The organism is Nocardioides sp. LHD-245 (genome assembly GCF_030929495.1).
Classification (GTDB): domain Bacteria; phylum Actinomycetota; class Actinomycetes; order Propionibacteriales; family Nocardioidaceae; genus Nocardioides.
The window spans coordinates 37818-53033 of sequence record NZ_JAVFWN010000010.1; the positions used below are offsets into that span (position 1 = coordinate 37818).

The 15216-nt window shown below is 71.0% G+C and carries 13 protein-coding genes; 8 read left to right on the forward strand and 5 right to left on the reverse strand.

Annotated elements, in window-relative coordinates; genetic code table 11:
• Nucleotides 1-7: 7 nt before the first annotated feature.
• The gene (locus tag RB608_RS15175; RefSeq protein ID WP_308088845.1) at nt 8-532 is read right to left on the reverse strand and encodes an aromatic-ring-hydroxylating dioxygenase subunit beta; all 525 of its coding nucleotides are present in this window, start codon (nt 530-532) and stop codon (nt 8-10) included.
• Nucleotides 529-1872, reverse strand: a complete 1344-nt coding sequence (locus RB608_RS15180; protein WP_308088846.1) for an aromatic ring-hydroxylating dioxygenase subunit alpha — start codon at nt 1870-1872, stop codon at nt 529-531. Before RB608_RS15180 ends, RB608_RS15175 begins: the two co-directional genes overlap by 4 nt.
• A gap of 206 nt (nt 1873-2078) precedes the next feature.
• On the opposite strand from RB608_RS15180, the gene fdxA reads away from it, so the two are divergent.
• From fdxA to RB608_RS15195, 3 genes are all read left to right on the forward strand, one after another.
• Nucleotides 2079-2378, forward strand: coding sequence for a ferredoxin (gene fdxA / locus RB608_RS15185; RefSeq protein ID WP_308088847.1), 300 nt, complete (start codon nt 2079-2081; stop codon nt 2376-2378).
• Nucleotides 2375-3376: an NAD(P)/FAD-dependent oxidoreductase gene (locus tag RB608_RS15190; RefSeq protein ID WP_308088848.1), complete on the forward strand. Its 1002-nt coding sequence runs from the start codon at nt 2375-2377 to the stop codon at nt 3374-3376. Before fdxA ends, RB608_RS15190 begins: the two co-directional genes overlap by 4 nt.
• Nucleotides 3377-3467: 91 nt before the next feature.
• Complete coding sequence (locus RB608_RS15195; protein WP_308088849.1) at nt 3468-4232, forward strand: IclR family transcriptional regulator; 765 nt, start codon at nt 3468-3470, stop codon at nt 4230-4232.
• 191 nt (nt 4233-4423) lie between these two features.
• Here RB608_RS15195 and RB608_RS15200 read toward each other — a convergent pair whose 3' ends face one another.
• Nucleotides 4424-5569, reverse strand: a complete 1146-nt coding sequence (locus RB608_RS15200; RefSeq protein ID WP_308088850.1) for an acyl-CoA dehydrogenase family protein — start codon at nt 5567-5569, stop codon at nt 4424-4426.
• 132 nt (nt 5570-5701) lie between these two features.
• Here RB608_RS15200 and RB608_RS15205 point away from each other — a divergent pair, with 132 nt between their 5' ends.
• From RB608_RS15205 to RB608_RS15220, 4 genes are all read left to right on the forward strand, one after another.
• Complete coding sequence (locus RB608_RS15205) at nt 5702-8527, forward strand: AAA family ATPase (protein ID WP_308088852.1); 2826 nt, start codon at nt 5702-5704, stop codon at nt 8525-8527.
• Nucleotides 8528-8537: 10 nt separating this feature from the next.
• Nucleotides 8538-9167, forward strand: a complete 630-nt coding sequence (locus RB608_RS15210) for a PadR family transcriptional regulator (RefSeq protein ID WP_308088853.1) — start codon at nt 8538-8540, stop codon at nt 9165-9167.
• Between the two features lie 193 nt (nt 9168-9360).
• Nucleotides 9361-10386 (forward strand): ATP-binding cassette domain-containing protein, encoded by a 1026-nt coding sequence (locus RB608_RS15215; protein WP_308088855.1) that lies wholly within the window; start codon nt 9361-9363, stop codon nt 10384-10386.
• On the forward strand, nt 10383-11135 hold the full coding sequence (locus RB608_RS15220) for an ABC transporter permease (RefSeq protein WP_308088857.1): 753 nt from the start codon (nt 10383-10385) through the stop codon (nt 11133-11135). The genes RB608_RS15215 and RB608_RS15220 overlap by 4 nt, the downstream gene beginning before the upstream one ends.
• Nucleotides 11136-11281: 146 nt before the next feature.
• Here RB608_RS15220 and RB608_RS15225 read toward each other — a convergent pair whose 3' ends face one another.
• The gene (locus RB608_RS15225) at nt 11282-13447 is read right to left on the reverse strand and encodes an MMPL family transporter (protein WP_308088859.1); all 2166 of its coding nucleotides are present in this window, start codon (nt 13445-13447) and stop codon (nt 11282-11284) included.
• A 124-nt stretch (nt 13448-13571) separates the two neighbouring features.
• Between RB608_RS15225 and RB608_RS15230 the strand changes: the two genes are divergently transcribed.
• Nucleotides 13572-14333 carry a WHG domain-containing protein gene (locus tag RB608_RS15230; protein ID WP_308088860.1) on the forward strand — a complete coding sequence of 254 codons (762 nt, stop codon included), beginning with the start codon at nt 13572-13574 and terminating at the stop codon, nt 14331-14333.
• A 177-nt stretch (nt 14334-14510) separates the two neighbouring features.
• Here RB608_RS15230 and RB608_RS15235 read toward each other — a convergent pair whose 3' ends face one another.
• The gene (locus RB608_RS15235) at nt 14511-15203 is read right to left on the reverse strand and encodes an NAD-dependent deacylase (RefSeq protein WP_308088861.1); all 693 of its coding nucleotides are present in this window, start codon (nt 15201-15203) and stop codon (nt 14511-14513) included.
• Nucleotides 15204-15216 lie beyond the last annotated feature (13 nt).

Below are 15216 nucleotides of genomic sequence, written 5' to 3' on the forward strand. Positions count from 1 at the left end.
CCCGGTCTCAGAGGATGAAGCTCAGTCGGGCACCGACGGGCAGCGCCTCGTGGCCGAGGATGGTCCGGCGCAGGCGGTACTTCAGGCCGTCGTCGGTCGGCACGACGACGTGCTCGTACCAGCCGACGTACGTGTCGAACTGGCCGTCGCGCGCCCGGTGGGCGACGAAGGACGCGCGGATCCGCAGCGTGCCGTCCTCCTCGCCGGGGAAGAGCCGGACGTTGGAGATCATCCGGTGGGTGCGCGAGTGCGGGTTCTCCGCGTGCGCCTTGCGCGACTTCAGCCGCTTCACCCGGGCCTTGATCAGGTCGTAGTCGTCGTCGACGAACGAGCCGCCGGTGTGCAGCGACCAGCCGCGGTAGTCGGTGGTCGGGACCTCGTAGCGGGCGCCCTCCTCGAAGAGGGCGAACCACCCGTCGTAGTCCCAGGCGTCGAGGATGTCGGCCTCCGCGTAGAGGAAGTCCTCGACGTCACCGCGGGTGATGGTGCGGCCGGCGACCTCGACCTGGCCGCGCACGTCTGCCTGCGTCATCGCACGTTCCTCCCCTCGAGGAAGCCGGCCGGCCGGTCACCGGTCACCTGGAGGCCACCGCCGACGGCCTCCTCCCAGTACCGCCAGAAGCCGCGCATCGCGCCCTCGTCGATCGAGCGGCCCTGCTCGCCCTTGACCTCGTCGCGCATGCCGCGCGACATGTCGCTGTAGTCGAGGTCGCCGGCGCCCCTGGTCGCCTCGATGCCGCGCTGGACCGCCTCGTAGGCCTCGATGTCGTCGGGCGTCGCCAGGCCGCCGGGGCCGACGAAGCTGACGACGGTCTTCATCCGCAGCGACCGGGAGTCCGGGTGCTCCTCGCGGGGCACCAGCTGCCAGGCGCGGACGTCGGTGTGGCCCGGGGCGACCGGCTCGAGCTGGCGGATCGAGAGGCCTTCGATGTCGAAGAGCAGCAGGTTCGGGAACACGAAGAGGATGTGGCTCTCGTCGGCGATGTAGTGGGCCCGCTCCTCGCCGAGGCGCTCCACCATCTCGGCCCGGTGCTCCTCGGTGCGGACCTTCTCGTCCTCGCCGAAGCGCGGCTCCCAGACCATGGAGATCCGGCCGCCGTGGCCGGTGAGCACCAGCAGCGAGTGCCCGTTGCCGAGGTTGTAGGCGTACTGGTCGTCGTCGGTGACGGCGAAGCCGGACTCGCGCAGGTAGCCGACGAAGGTGTTGTGGGTCGGCGAGAAGTGGTAGCCGTCCATCGCGTTCTCGACGGCGAGCTTCCAGTTGCCGCGGACGCTGTAGAGCTGGACGCCGGGCAGCGTGGTCACGCCACTGGCGTGCTGCTGCTCGATCATGGTCATGTAGTCGGCGGCGTCACCCAGGTGCTCGAGGAGCGGCGGCACGTCGGGGTTGAACGAGATGAAGACGTAGCCCTCGTGGATCTCGAGGCGGGGGACCGAGCGCAGCATCATGTTCTTCTGCAGCGACTCGATGTCCTCGTAGGCGCCGTCGTCCGGGATGGCCGCGACAGTGCCGTCGTTGTTGAACGTCCACGCGTGGTAGAAGCACTGGAACCGGCGCTGCGAGCCCTCGGTCTCGCGGCAGAGCACGGTGCCACGGTGCGGGCAGGAGTTGAGCCAGGCCCGCACCTGCCCCTCGGTGTCTCGGCAGAAGATCAGCGGCCGGCCGGCGATGGTCCGGACCTTGAAGTCGTTGACGTCGGGGATCTCTGTCTCGTGCCCGAGGTAGAGCCAGGTCCGCAGCCACACGTCCACCCGCTCCCGGGCGAAGATCTCCGGGGACCGGTAGGCCTCCCGGTTGACGCGGAACGTGAGTCGCTCCCAGTCCTCGACGAGCATGGGTTCCGCCACTCGCTCGGACACTTCGCTTGACATGTCGATCGCTCCTTCGCGTCGTGCACTCTGATCACTATCGCGAGACGCCATCTCGCGATGTGACATAGCATCGTCGCCGCCGTAGGGACTGTCAAGGGTTCACGGCAAAGCAGCGGCGGGTTGACGCCGGCGCCCTTCTGGGTTCATTGTCCTGTCTTGTAATGAGAGATGCTGTCTCGGGATGCATATACAGAAATGGAGTAGCCGTGCCCTACGTGATCACTGGTTCCTGTATCGACGTGATGGACCGGTCGTGCGTGGAGGAATGTCCCGTCGACTGCATCTACGAGGGCGACCGGATGCTCTACATCCAGCCCGACGAGTGCGTCGAGTGCGCTCGCTGCGAACCGGTCTGCCCCCAGATCTCGATCTACCACCACGACGACCTGCCGGACGAGTCGAAGGACTACGAGCGGATCAACTCCGAGTTCTTCACCGACCTCGGCTCCCCCGGCGGTGCCCGCAAGGTCGGCCGCGTCGGCACCGACCACCCGGACGTCGCATGAGCACCGCCGTCCCCGTGGCCCCCGACGGGACGACCTATGACGTCGACCTGATGATCATCGGCGCCGGTCCCACCGGCCTCTACGCGACGTACTACTCGGGCTTCCGCGAGCTGCGCGTCGCGCTGCTCGACGCACTTCCCGAGGTCGGCGGCCAGGTGGCCGCGCTCTACCCGGAGAAGGCGCTGTACGACGTGGCCGGATTCCCGTCCGTGCGCGGACAGGAGCTCGTCGAAGCGCTGCACGCCCAGGCCCGCTCGGCCGACCCGCTGATGCTGCTCGGCCGCACCGCGGTCGGCCTGGTGGAGAACGAGGACGGGGTCGAGGTCACCACCGACACCGGCGAGATCGTCCGGGCCGGCGCGGTGCTCGTCACCGCCGGCATCGGCAGCTTCACCCCGCGCGAGCTGCCCGTCGGCTCGGAGTACCTCGACCGGGGACTGCGCTACTTCGTGCCGCGGCTGGCCGAGCTCGCGGACCAGGACGTGCTCGTCGTCGGCGGCGGCGACTCCGCGCTCGACTGGGCGCTCGGCCTGGAGGAGATCGCGCGCAGCGTCACACTGGTCCACCGGCGGCCGCAGTTCCGTGCCCACGAGCGCAGCGTCGCACAGCTGCACGATTCGAGCGTCGAGGTGCTGACGCCGTACGAGGTCGCCAAGGTGTCCGGCGAGGACCGGATCGAGGAGGTGGTCATCGAGGCCCGTGACGGCGAGAGCCGCACCCTCGCGGTCCAGGCCGTCGTCGCGGCCCTCGGCTTCATCGCCGACCTCGGCCCGATCGACGGCTGGGGCCTGGAGCAGGACCGCCGCCACATCCTGGTCGACCGCACCATGCGGACCAACCGGCGCCGGGTGTTCGCCGCCGGCGACCTCGCCCACTACGAGGGCAAGGTCAAGCTGATCTCGATCGGCTTCGGCGAGGCGGCGCTCGCCGTGAACCACATCACCGCGCTGGTCCGTCCCGGATCCGCGCTCACCCCCGGGCATTCGTCGGACTTGTGACGACACGGGGCGCCCGCGCCCGCCGGACACGGCGGCGCGGCGCCCCACCCGTGCGATACTCCGTCGAGCCCGTGCCCCGATTCGAGGTCCCATGACTGCCAGCAAGAGCCCCAAGCGCGAGACGAGCGAGACCGCTCCCACCATCCAGACGGTGGAGCGGGCCGCGGTCGTGCTCGGCTCGTTCACGGTCGCCAAGCCGTACCTGAGCCTCAACGAGCTCACGGCGTCGCTCGGCACCAGCAAGGCGACGGCGCACCGCTACACGAAGGCGCTGCGCGCCGCCCACCTGCTCCGCTACGACGAGCGCACCGCGCTCTACTCGCTCGGGCCGCAGGTGCTGACCCTCGCCGCGTCCGCCCGGGCCGGGCTGCCGATCGTCGCCGCTGCCGAGCCCTACATGGAGTCGCTGCTGCACGAGGTCGACGAGACCGTCGTCCTGTCCGTCTGGGACGGGGAGACCGCGACCGTCGTGCGCTCGGTCGACAACACCGACCACATCATCCGGATCGGGGTCCGCTCCGGCGCCCGGCTGGATCTCACCGACTCCGCGCAGGGCCGCGTCTTCTGCTCGTTCCTGCCGCCCGAGCAGGTGCCCGGCCTGAAGTCGATCCTGCGTCGCGCGCCCGAGCTGGCCGCAGAGTTCGACACCATCCGCGAGCTCGGCCTCTCGCTCAACTCCCCCGACATCAATGGCGTACGCACGATCGCGGCGCCGATCTTCGAGGGCGAGACGATCGTCGCGGCGATGGCGATCGTCGGCACCGCCGTCACGGTCTCCGCCGACGTCGACAGCCCGATGGCCCGCGCGCTCGTGCGGACCACCCGCGCCCTCTCCGAGGGTCTCGGCGGCCACTGACCCGTCCCAAACTGAATCCGATCTGACGCCGACCCGGCGCAGATTGAACAGCAGAAATCGCCGACCCGGCGCAGTCTGAACCGAAAGTCACGCCGACCCGGCAGAACCTCTGCCGGCTCGGTGCGAGACCGAGTTCAATCTGCGCCGGGTCGGTGTCTCTCAGAGTTCAATCTGTGCCGGGTCGGTGTCTCTCAGAGACCGAGGTCGCGGCCGATGAGCTCCTTCATGATCTCATTGGATCCGGCCCAGATCTTGGTGACCCGGGCGTCGCGCCAGGCGCGGGCGACGCGGTACTCGTTCATGAAGCCGTAGCCGCCGTGCAGCTGGACGCAGTGGTCCAGCACCTCGGACTGCACCTGCGAGGAGTACCACTTGGCCTTGGCCGCGTCGATCGCGGTGAGCCGCTTCTCTGCGTGGGCGAGCACACACTTGTCGATGTACGCCTCGGCCACCTCGATCCGGGTGACCAGATCGGCCAGCAGGAACTTGTTGTGCTGGAAGGTGCCGATCGGGGCGCCGAACGCCTGCCGCTCCTTGGCGTACTGGACGGTCTCGGCCAGGATCTGCTTGGCGTGTGCGACATTGGCGACGGCGCAGCCGAGGCGCTCCTGGGGGAGCTTCTGCATCATGTGGATGAAGCCCATGTTGAGCTCGCCGATGATCTCGGCGTCGGTGACCCGCACGTTCTCGAAGAACAGCTCGGCGGTGTCGGACTCCTCCATGCCGACCTTGTCGAGCTTGCGGCCGCGGGAGAAACCCTCCGCCGTCGCCTCGATGCCGAACAGGGTGATGCCCTTGGGGCCCTTCTCCGGGTCGGTGCGCACGGCGGTGACGAAGAGGTCGCCGGAGTAGCCGTTGGTGATGAAGGTCTTGGAGCCGTTGATGATCCACGAGTCGCCGTCGCGGACGGCGGTGGTCTTGAGCGCGGCGAGGTCGGAGCCACCGGAGGGCTCGGTCATGCCGATGCCGAGCAGGATCTCGCCGGAGACGACGCCCGGGAGCCAGCGCTGCTTCTGCTCCTCGGTGCCGAGCTCGACGATGTACGGCGCGGTGATGTCGGCGTGGATGCCGTGACAGGTCGGGTACGCCGCGCCGACCTTCGCGAGCTCCTCCTGGAGGATCGCGTTGAACCGGAAGTCGCCCGCCTCCGCGCCGCCGTACTGCTCGGGGACCTCGAGACCGAGCAGGCCCTGCTTGCCGGCCTCGATCCAGAACTCGCGGGGCAGCGCCTTGGCGGCGATGTGCTCCTCGGTGTGCGGCAGGACCGACCTGTCCACGAACTCCTTGACGGACGCGCGGAAGGCCTCGTGGTCCTCGTCGTAGATCTCACGCTTCATGGCCGCGACTCTACTCGCGGGTCACGTGACCGGTCCTCGTCCCCGGGCACAGCAGATCCCGCCCGGGGATGAGAGGTTCCGCCTGGTCACTCGCAGCGAGCCACGGAGCGCTCGTCCCCTACGCTCACGAGCGTGATCTCGGCGCGACTGCTCGAGAGGGAGGCCAGCCTCACGGAGGCTCGGGCCGCCCTCGACCGGCTGCGCGCGGGCACGGGCGGCGCACTGTGCCTGCTCGGGCCGGCCGGCGTCGGCAAGACGTCGCTGCTCGAGACCGCCCTCGCCACCGCCGGCGACCTGCCGGTGCTCCGAGCCGCCGCGGGCGAGCTGGAGGCGCACGCGCCGTACGGCGTCGTCCGCCGGCTCTTCGGCCGCGTGCTGGCCGACCTGGAGCCGGCCGCCCTCGACGGTCTCGACGGGATCGCCCACGGCGCGGCCCGGGCCGCGGTCGACCTGGTGCTCCATCGCGGGACCCCCGTGGCGGACCCCTCGGTGATGCTCAACAGCCTGTACTGGCTGCTCGACGGACTCGCCGCCGACGGGCCACTCGTCCTGGCGATCGACGACGCGCACTGGGCCGACGAGGCGTCGCTGCTCTTCTGCCACCACGTCCTGAGCCGCGCCGACGAGCTGCCCGTGCTCCTGGTCGTCGCGGCGCGCGACGTACTGCCCGAGCGGCGCAGCCCGGCGCTCGCGGCGCTGGTCGCCGAGACCAGCCGGCTCGACCTCGCCCCGCTGAGCGTCGCCGGGGTCCGCTCGTGCCTGGCCGACCTCTGGCACGCCGACGTCGACGACGAGCTGGCCGCGGCGTGTGCCGACGTGACCGGCGGGAACCCCTTCCTCGTGGTCGCCCTGGCCGACCTGTTGGCGGCGACCGACCCCGAGAGTGCCGGTACGACGGACGTACGGACCCTCGTGCCGCGCACAGTCGTCGACGCCGTCGTGCAGCGCCTCACGGCGCTCGCGCCGCCGGAGCAGGCCCTGGCCCGCGCCGTCGCCGTCCTCGACACCGCGCCGCTGCGGGTCGCCGCCGAACTGGCCGGACTCGGCCCCGAGGCGGCCGGTACGGCCGCCGACCGGCTCCGTGACGCCGGGCTGTTCGCCACGGAGCGGCGGCTCGGGTTCCGGCACGCCCTGCTGCGCAGCGCCGTCGCCGCCGCCACCGGTGCCGCTGCTCGCGACGACCTGCACCGCCGCGCCGCACGGGCGCTCGCCGACGAGAGCGACGGGCTCCATGTCGCGGCCGGTCACCTGTTGGAGGCGGAGGGCGTCGGCGACGCCTGGTCGGTCGACCTGCTGCGCACCGCCGCCCGGGCCGCCCTCGCCGACGGCGCCCCCCAGGCTGCCGTCGACCTGCTCCGGCGGGCGATCGAGGAGCCGCCCGACGCCGTCGAGCTCCCGAGCGTGCTGGTCGAGCTCGGCACCGCCGAGCTCCACGCCGGCGATCCCGCGGCGGTGGTGACCCTGGAGCGCGCGGGGCGCGGCGTGACCGACCCGGTGCTGCGCGCCCAGTCCGCGCTGGCCCTCGCGACGGCGTACAACATCGGCGGCTTCTACGACCGCACCGTCCCGATCCTCACGGCCGCGCTCGAGGGCCTCGGGCCCGAGCACGGCGATCTCGCCCGAGTGGTCGAGGCGGTGCTGGTCTCGGCCGCGCTCCAGGTCCCCGGGCAGGTCACGACGGCACGGGCCCGGCTCGCCGCGCACGGCCGGCTGGTGGGCGACACCCCCGGCGAGCGTCTGCTGCTCATCCAGCAGGCGGCGGTGGCCAACGCCGTCAGCGCCCCCAGCGCCGAGGTCCACGACCTGGCCCGCCGGGCGATCGGCGACGGGCTCACCCCCGAGCAGGTCGCCAACCCCTTCGAGTGGACGATCGCCCGGCTCCAGTTCGCCGCCGCCGGCGAGTACGCCGCCGTGGCGGACCTGTGCGCACAGGGACTCGACCTCGCCGCACGCGAGGGCTCGGTGCTCATGCACGTGGCGGCGTCGTTCGTGCGCGGCTGGGCGCACCTGTGGTCCGGCCGGCTCGACGACAGCATGACCGACTTCGACGCCGCGCTGGAGCACGCCGACGTCGTCGCCGGCGGGACCATCGTCGGCGTCCTCTCGCACGCGGGCCGCGCGGAGGCCCTGCTCGAGCAGGGCCGGTACGACGAGGCGCGGGCCGCGGTCGACAGCGTCCCGGACGAGATCCTCGCCGACCTGATGCACGCCGGCGGCATCCACCTCCTCCGGGCCCGCGGGCTGGTCCAGGCGGCCACCGGCGACCACGCCGCCGCGCTGGACTCGCTGCGCACCTGCGGACGCCGCCTCGACGCCCTCCAGGTGGACTCCCCCACCTGGTGCGCCTGGCGCGCTCCCGCGGTGGAGAGCCTCTGGGCATTGGGCCGGGTCGACGAGGCCCGCGAGCTGGCCACGGTCGAGCTCGCCCGGGCCGAGGAGAAGGGTGCCGCGGGAGTCCTCGGGCAGGCGCTGCGGATCAACGGCGAGGTCGCCGGTGCCGACGGCATCGCGCTGCTGGAGCGCTCGATCGCCGTGCTCGACGGATCCCAGGCCCGGCTCCAGGAGGCGCGATCCCGGGTCGCGCTGGGATCGGCCCTCCGTCGTACCGGACGCCGGGTGGAGGGACGCGACCAGCTCCGGATCGGCCGGGAGCTCGCGCACCGGCTCGGCGCGACGGTCCTCACCGGGCGGGCCACGACCGAGCTGGCGCTGGCGGGCGGTCGCGCCGGGCGGATCGAGGTCACCGGGGTCGCGGCCCTGACGTCCGCCGAGCGCCGGGTGTGCGACCTGGCGGCGGCCGGGCTGCGCAACCGGGACATCGCGCAGCACCTGTTCGTCACGACGAAGACGGTCGAGGTGCACCTGTCCCGGGCGTACCGCAAGCTCGGCGTCGGCCGCGACGGGCTCGGAGCCCTGCTCGCCTCCGCCGAGGGATCCTCGACCGCCGCCGGCTCCTAGACTCCGGGGCATGGCCGCCCACGACACCCGGTTGCTGCTGCTGGGCGCCGTCGCGCTCTTCGAGCCGGTGAACGGGTACCAGATCCGCCGTGAGCTGCTGTCGTGGACCGTCGACGACTGGGCCCATCTCAACCCGGGCTCGATCTACAACGGCCTGTCCACGCTGACGAAACAGGGCTTCCTGGTCCGCCACGACCTCGAGGACGGCGGCCGCGAGGTGGCGGTCTACGAGTCGACCAGCGAGGGGCGGGCCGAGCTCGAGCGCCTGGTCGTCGCGGGACTCGAGGAGGTCAGCGTCGTCGATCGGAAGGCCTTCAGCGCCGCGTTCGGCCTGGTGCCGCTGGTCCCGCCGGAACGCGCGCTGCGCTCGCTGGTCCGCCGCCGGGTCGCGCTCGAGAAGCTCGTCGCGCAGCTCGCCGAGCCGCCGGCTCCGGCCGACGCGCCGCCCCACGCCCTGCGCACCGTGGTCCTGTGGCTGGATCTCGCCGTCGCCGAGCTCGGCTGGCTGCGGGAGACGATCGAGCAGCTGAAGGCCGGCCGGCTGTCGTTGGACGCGTCGACCTGGACCCCGCCCGCCAGCGACCCCGGCTGGCAGATGAACGCCGACCGCGAGCGCTACCGGGCCCTGCTGGGCGGCTGATCCCTGCGGTTCACCTACCGCCTTGGTCGCTCCCACCGGGTCGGGACGACGAATTCGGCAGGCGGACCGGAAACCCGGTTGCGATGAATGTCGGCGGGTGGTGCTGTCGTACCTCCGGGGGATCCGTTTGACAGGGCGGTGTTCAAGTTTGAATACTGCCGGTGTTCAACCTTGACGACGAGGGGATTCGACGATGATCCGTGCACGAGGACTCGTGCAGACCTTCCACAGCGGACAGGGCAAGCAGAAGAAGGAGGTCCACGCCGTGCGCGGCGTCGACCTCGACGTCGAGGAGGGCGAGGTCGTCGGCTTCCTCGGGCCCAACGGCGCCGGCAAGACCACCACGCTGAGGATGCTCACCACCCTGCTCAAGCCGACAGCGGGCACCGCCACCGTGGCCGGCTTCGACGTCGCAACCCAGGCGGTCGACGTACGCCGCAGCATCGGGTACTGCTCCCAGGTCGGCTCGACCTTCTCCGGCGCCTACGCCGGCGACGAGGTGGTCGACCACGGGATGCTCTACGGGATGTCGAAGAAGGCGGCCGTCGCCAAGGGCCAGGAGCTCTTCGACAAGCTGCAGCTCGACGGCCTGTGGCGGCGGATGCCGAAGAACATGTCGGGCGGCCAGAAGCGGCGCCTCGACATCGCGATGGCGCTGATCCACTCCCCCGGCCTGGTGTTCCTCGACGAGCCGACCACCGGCCTGGACCCGCAGGCGCGGATCAACCTGTGGCACCACATCGCCGACCTGCGGGCCAAGGAGGGCGCGACCGTCTTCCTGACCACCCACTACCTCGACGAGGCCGACGCCCTCGCCGACCGGATCGTGATCATCGACCAGGGCACCATCGTCGCCAGCGACACCGCCGACAACCTCAAGGCCGCCGTCGCCGGCGACCTGGTCGATCTCGAGGTCGCCACCGGCGAGCAGGTCGCGATCGCCCGCGACAAGCTCGGCTCGATCAGCGCCGACGTCGAGGTCGAGGGCCACCACGTCCGCGGCCGCGTCGCCCGCGCCGGCAAGGCCGTCCCCGGCCTGCTGCGCGACCTGGAGACGTCGGGCGTCGGGCTCGAGTCGATCGAGGTCGTCCGCCCCACCCTCGACGACGTCTTCCTCACCCTCACCGGCCGCTCGCTGCGCGACGCCGAGGCCGCAGCCGAGGCGAAGGACAGCCCCGAGGCCGACGCCGACGTACTCACCGAAGGAGCCGGCGCGTGAACACCTTCCTGCGCGAGTCCTGGATCGTCTTCAACCGCCAGCTGCGGATGAACCTGCGCAACCCGGCGTGGGTCATCATCGGCATGCTGCAGCCGGTCCTCTACCTGCTGCTGTTCGGGCCGCTGCTCGAGCCGGTCATCGCCCAGCTGGGCGGCAACAAGTACACCTGGTTCGTGCCCGGCATGCTCGTGCAGCTCGGCATCTTCGGTGCCTTCTTCGCCGGCTTCTCACTCATCGGCGAGTGGCGCGAGGGCGTCATCGAGGCCGAGCGGGTCACCCCGGCGCACCGCTCCGCACTGTTGTTCGGCCGGCTCTACCGAGACCTCCTGCAGCTCTTCGTGCAGGCGATCATCCTGGTCGGGCTCGGTCTGATCATGGGCATGGACGCCTCGTTCGGCGGCATCGTCGTCGGCGTCGTCCTCACCCTGATGCTCGGCGGCGCGTGCGCCGCCGCGTCCAACGCCCTTGCGCTGACCACCAAGAGCGAGGACGTGATGGCGCCGGTCATCAACGTCGTCATGATGCCGGTGCTGCTGCTCAGCGGCATCCTGCTCCCGATGAGCTTCGGCGCCGGCTGGCTGGAACGGCTCAGCGACTTCATGCCGATCCGCCACGTCGTCGACGCCGTCCGCGCGGCGTTCTTCGGCGACTTCGACAGCTCCATGCTCTGGGGCGTCGGCTGGACCGCGGTGCTCTTCGGCCTCGCCGTGTGGTGGGGCACCTCGGTGTTCAAGAAGGAGAACGCCTGATCCCTCGGTCGGGGCGGTGCTGTAACACGCTGTCCACCCGACTACCTGTCGCCTGTCGGCACGAAATCGCCCCATTTCGGATGGTTTCGTGCCGACAACCGCCGACCAGTCAGGTGGACAGCGTGTTACTGCTCCCGGCGAGCCACCTAGACCAACACGCGGTCCTGCGGGGCGTCGGGGGTGTCGGGTGCCGTCACCCTGGGCCCCTCGCGGAAGCCGTACCGCTCCCACCACCGGGCGAGCGGAGCGGGCGCCCACCAGTTCCAGCGGCCGAGCAGCTTCATCGTGGCCGGGACCAGCAGCGCCCGCACGACGGTCGCGTCGACCAGGATCGCCACCAGCATGCCGATGCCCAGCATCTTCATGAAGACCACGCCGCTGAGACTGAACGCTCCGATCACGACGGCCAGCAGGAGCGCGGCGCTGGTGATGATCCGGCCGGTCTTCTGCACACCGGTCTGCACGGCGAGGTCGTTGTCGCCGGTCGCGTCCCACTGCTCGCGGACCCGCGAGAGCAGGAAGACCTCGTAGTCCATGGACAGGCCGAACAGCACCGCAAGCATCACGATCGGGTTGGTCAGGTCGAGGAAGCCCTGCGGCGTGAACCCCAGCAGGTCCGCGAGGTGGCCGTCGCTGAAGATCCAGGTCACGACGCCGAAGGACGCGGTGATCGAGAGAGCGTTCATCAGCACGGCCTTCAACGGCAGCACCACCGAGCCGAAGGCCAGGAAGAGCAGCACCAGCATCACGCCGACGACGATCATCCCCATCAGCGGCAGGTGGTCGCCGACCGAGCTCGCGAGATCGACGGTGTCGGCCGTCAGGCCGCCGACGAGAGCCTCGGCGTCTCCCGGTGCGTCCACCGCCCGCAGATCGCGCACCACCTGCTGCGCGTGGTCGGTCTGGCTGTTGCCCTCCCAGGCCGCCCGCAGCAGCGTGGTGTCGCCCTCGCTCGCGACCGGTCGGACGTCGACGACGCCGTCGACCTGCCCCAACGCCCGTGTGTACGCCGCCACGCCGGCCTCGTCCGCGCCCTCGACGAGGATGTTGGCCGTCGAGCGCTCCGGGCCGAACTCGGTGTTGAGCCGCTCCGAGGCCAGGTGCGAGGGGGTGTCCGCCGGCAGCACGCGGTAGTCGACACTGCCCCACTTCACCCCGAGGAAGGGTGACGCGACGGCGAGCAGGACGACCACGACGGCGGTCGCGACGATCACCGGCCGGCGCATCACGGCGCGGGCGAGCCGCGCCCAGGCGCCGTGGTCGGTCTCGACGGGGGTGGCCCGCTGGAGGAACGGGATCCGCCACGCGTCGATGCGGGTGCCCAGCAGCGCCAACACCGCGGGCAGGATCGTCAGCGCCGCGACCATCGCGATGAGCACGGCCGCGATGCCGCCGTACCCGATCGACTTGAGGAAGGTCTGCGGGAAGACGAGCAGGGAGCTCATCGCCGCCGCGACCGTCAGCGCCGAGAACGCGACGGTGCGCCCGGCGGTGGCCATGGTCCGGGCCACCGCGCCGCCGGGGGCGTCGGGGTCGCGGGCGATCTCCTCGCGGAACCGGGAGACCACGAAGAGGGCGTAGTCGATCGCGAGGCCGAGGCCCAGCAGGGTGATGATGTTGGGCGCGAAGATCGAGACGTCGACCAGCTCGTTGAGCCCGGCGACCGTGGCCCGCGCGCCGAGCACGGCCACGAGGCCGACGAGGATCGGCATCAACGCCGCGACCACGCTGCGGAAGATGATGAGCGACAGGATCAGCACCACCGGCAGCGACACGATCTCGGCGCGGAGCAGGTCGGACTTCGTCTCCTCGTTGACATCGGTGTAGACGGCGTACGGACCGGCGAAGGCGGTGTCGAGCGAGCTCTGCTCGACCTCGGGACGCATCGCGTCGAAGGAGTCGATGAAGTCGTTCTGGCTCTGCCCGGCGAGGGAGACGTAGACGGCGGTCGCGTGCCCGTCCTTGCTGACCATGGCGGGGTCCTGGACGTCGTACCAGGTCGCGACCGCGACCACGCTGTCCTCCGGGACGGCGGCGAGAGTCCGCTCCACCTCGGCCCGGAACGCCGGGTCGGCGGCCTCCTCGTCCGCGCTGGAGAAGATCACCACGGCATCGATCGAGCGATTGCCGAAGGTCTCGCGCTCAAGCACGAGCTCCCGAGCCGCCTCGGTCCCGGGATCCTCGAAGCCACCGGCCGAGAGCTTGCCCTCCAGGCCGAGGCCGGCGACCGCGGCGAGCGCCGTGACCCCGAGCCCGACCAACAGCACCGCCACCGCCCGGCGCACGACCAGGGCGCCCCATCGCTCCATCATCCTCGGTCCTCCCGAAGTCAGTGAACTCCCGTTAGTTTCGTGAACACCATTAACGGTAAACGGTGTAAACTGGTCACGTCAAGCATTCACCCGGGTGTCCACCCGGTCGATCTCGAGGAGTCCTGTGGCCCACCTCCGTGCGCCCGCCACCCGCCGGGAACGCCAGCGCGAGGCGACGTACGACGAGATCGTCGCCGTCTCCGCTCGTCTGCTCGAGGAGGGAGCGGACCTGTCCCTGCGCGCGGTGGCCGCCCGGATGGGGATGACCGCGCCGGCCCTGTACCGCTACGTCAACAGCTACCAGCAACTCGTCGACCTCGTCGCGTTCGAGCTCGACAAGGCGGCGACGGCGACCTGGGCGGAAGCGGCGTCCCGCTTCTCGGAGGACGACCCGGCCGCCCGGCTCACGGTGGCCTGCGCCCGCTTCCGCCAGTGGGCGCTGGCCAGGCCACGGGAGTTCGCGCTCGTCTTCGCCAACCCGATCGCCGAGGCCGACACCGAGCGCCGGGAGCTGCTGACGCTCGCCACGTCCGGCCACTACTTCACCGACCTGATGTGGCAGATCTGGGAGCTCTACCAGTTCCCCTATCCGGCTCTCGAGGAGCTCGACCCGGTCATCCGCGAGGCGGTCCTCGACCCCCTCATCCCGGCGAAGTCCGACCACATCCCCACCGAGGACCGTGGCCTGCTGTGGATCTACATGCGGGCGTGGTCGGCGCTGTACGGCGTCGTGACCCTCGAGTCCACCGGCCACTGCGACCCCCGCGTCATCGAGTCCGGCCAGCTCTTCCGCGCCACCATCCTCGACTGGCTCGAGCCCCTCGGGCTCCGGCACGAGCGGGCCCGGCTCACCGCGATCCTCGACGAGGAGCTCGCCCGCCCCTGACCGACCCGGCGCAGACTTAACAAATCACAGCGCCGACCCGGCTCAGATTGAACAGCTCAGACCGCTGACCCGGCGCAGATTGAACTGTCACTATTCAATCTGCGCCGGGTCAGTTCGTCGTTCGATTCAATCTGAGCCGGGTCGGCACGATCCGGCGTTCAATCTGCGCCGGGTCGGTCAGGTCCAGAGCACCTCGCGGGCCCAGACCGGCACCAGGTCACCCGCCCGGCCCTGCCGGGACTCGTGGAAGAAGTGGCTGCCCTCGCTGGGCTCCAGGTTGAGCTCGAGGGTGCGCGCGCCGTGACGGCGCGCGTGCTGGACGAAGCCCGCGGCGGGGTAGACGGCGCCCGAGGTCCCGACCGACACGAACAGGCTCGCCTCCGAGAGTGCGTCGGCGATCCGGTCCATCTCGTAGGGCACCTCGCCGAACCACACCACGTCGGGGCGCAGCTCGTGAGCTCCACAGCCGGGGCAGGCGGGCTCGTCGATGAGGGTGCCGTCCCACGGGGAGGCCACCCCACAAGAAGCGCACCGCGCCTTGAGCAGCTCGCCGTGCATGTGGACCACGTGCCGCGATCCGGCGCGCTCGTGGAGGTCGTCGATGTTCTGGGTCACGACGAGGAGGCCGGAGCCGAGAGTCTCCTCGAGCTCGGCCAGAGCCCGGTGCGCGGGGTTCGGCTCGACGGTGGCCAGCGCCGCGCGGCGCTCGTCGTAGAAGCGCTGCACCGTCGCGCGGTCGCGCTCGAAGCCCTCCGGCGTCGCGACGTCCTCGACGTGGTGCCCCTCCCACAGCCCGTCGGCGTCGCGGAAGGTGGGGACCCCGCTCTCGGCGGAGATGCCGGCACCGGTCAGGACGACGATCTGAGGCACGAACGGAGGCTAC

Bases quoted from the DNA above. Each gene is read 5' to 3' on its own strand.
- RB608_RS15175 (WP_308088845.1), bottom strand. From the start codon at position 532: ATGACGCAGGCAGACGTGCGCGGCCAGGTCGAGGTCGCCGGCCGCACC.
- RB608_RS15180 (WP_308088846.1), bottom strand. From the start codon at position 1,872: ATGTCAAGCGAAGTGTCCGAGCGAGTGGCGGAACCCATGCTCGTCGAG.
- RB608_RS15190 (WP_308088848.1), top strand. From the start codon at position 2,375: ATGAGCACCGCCGTCCCCGTGGCCCCCGACGGGACGACCTATGACGTC.
- RB608_RS15195 (WP_308088849.1), top strand. From the start codon at position 3,468: ATGACTGCCAGCAAGAGCCCCAAGCGCGAGACGAGCGAGACCGCTCCC.
- RB608_RS15200 (WP_308088850.1), bottom strand. From the start codon at position 5,569: ATGAAGCGTGAGATCTACGACGAGGACCACGAGGCCTTCCGCGCGTCC.
- RB608_RS15210 (WP_308088853.1), top strand. From the start codon at position 8,538: ATGGCCGCCCACGACACCCGGTTGCTGCTGCTGGGCGCCGTCGCGCTC.
- RB608_RS15215 (WP_308088855.1), top strand. From the start codon at position 9,361: ATGATCCGTGCACGAGGACTCGTGCAGACCTTCCACAGCGGACAGGGC.
- RB608_RS15225 (WP_308088859.1), bottom strand. From the start codon at position 13,447: ATGATGGAGCGATGGGGCGCCCTGGTCGTGCGCCGGGCGGTGGCGGTG.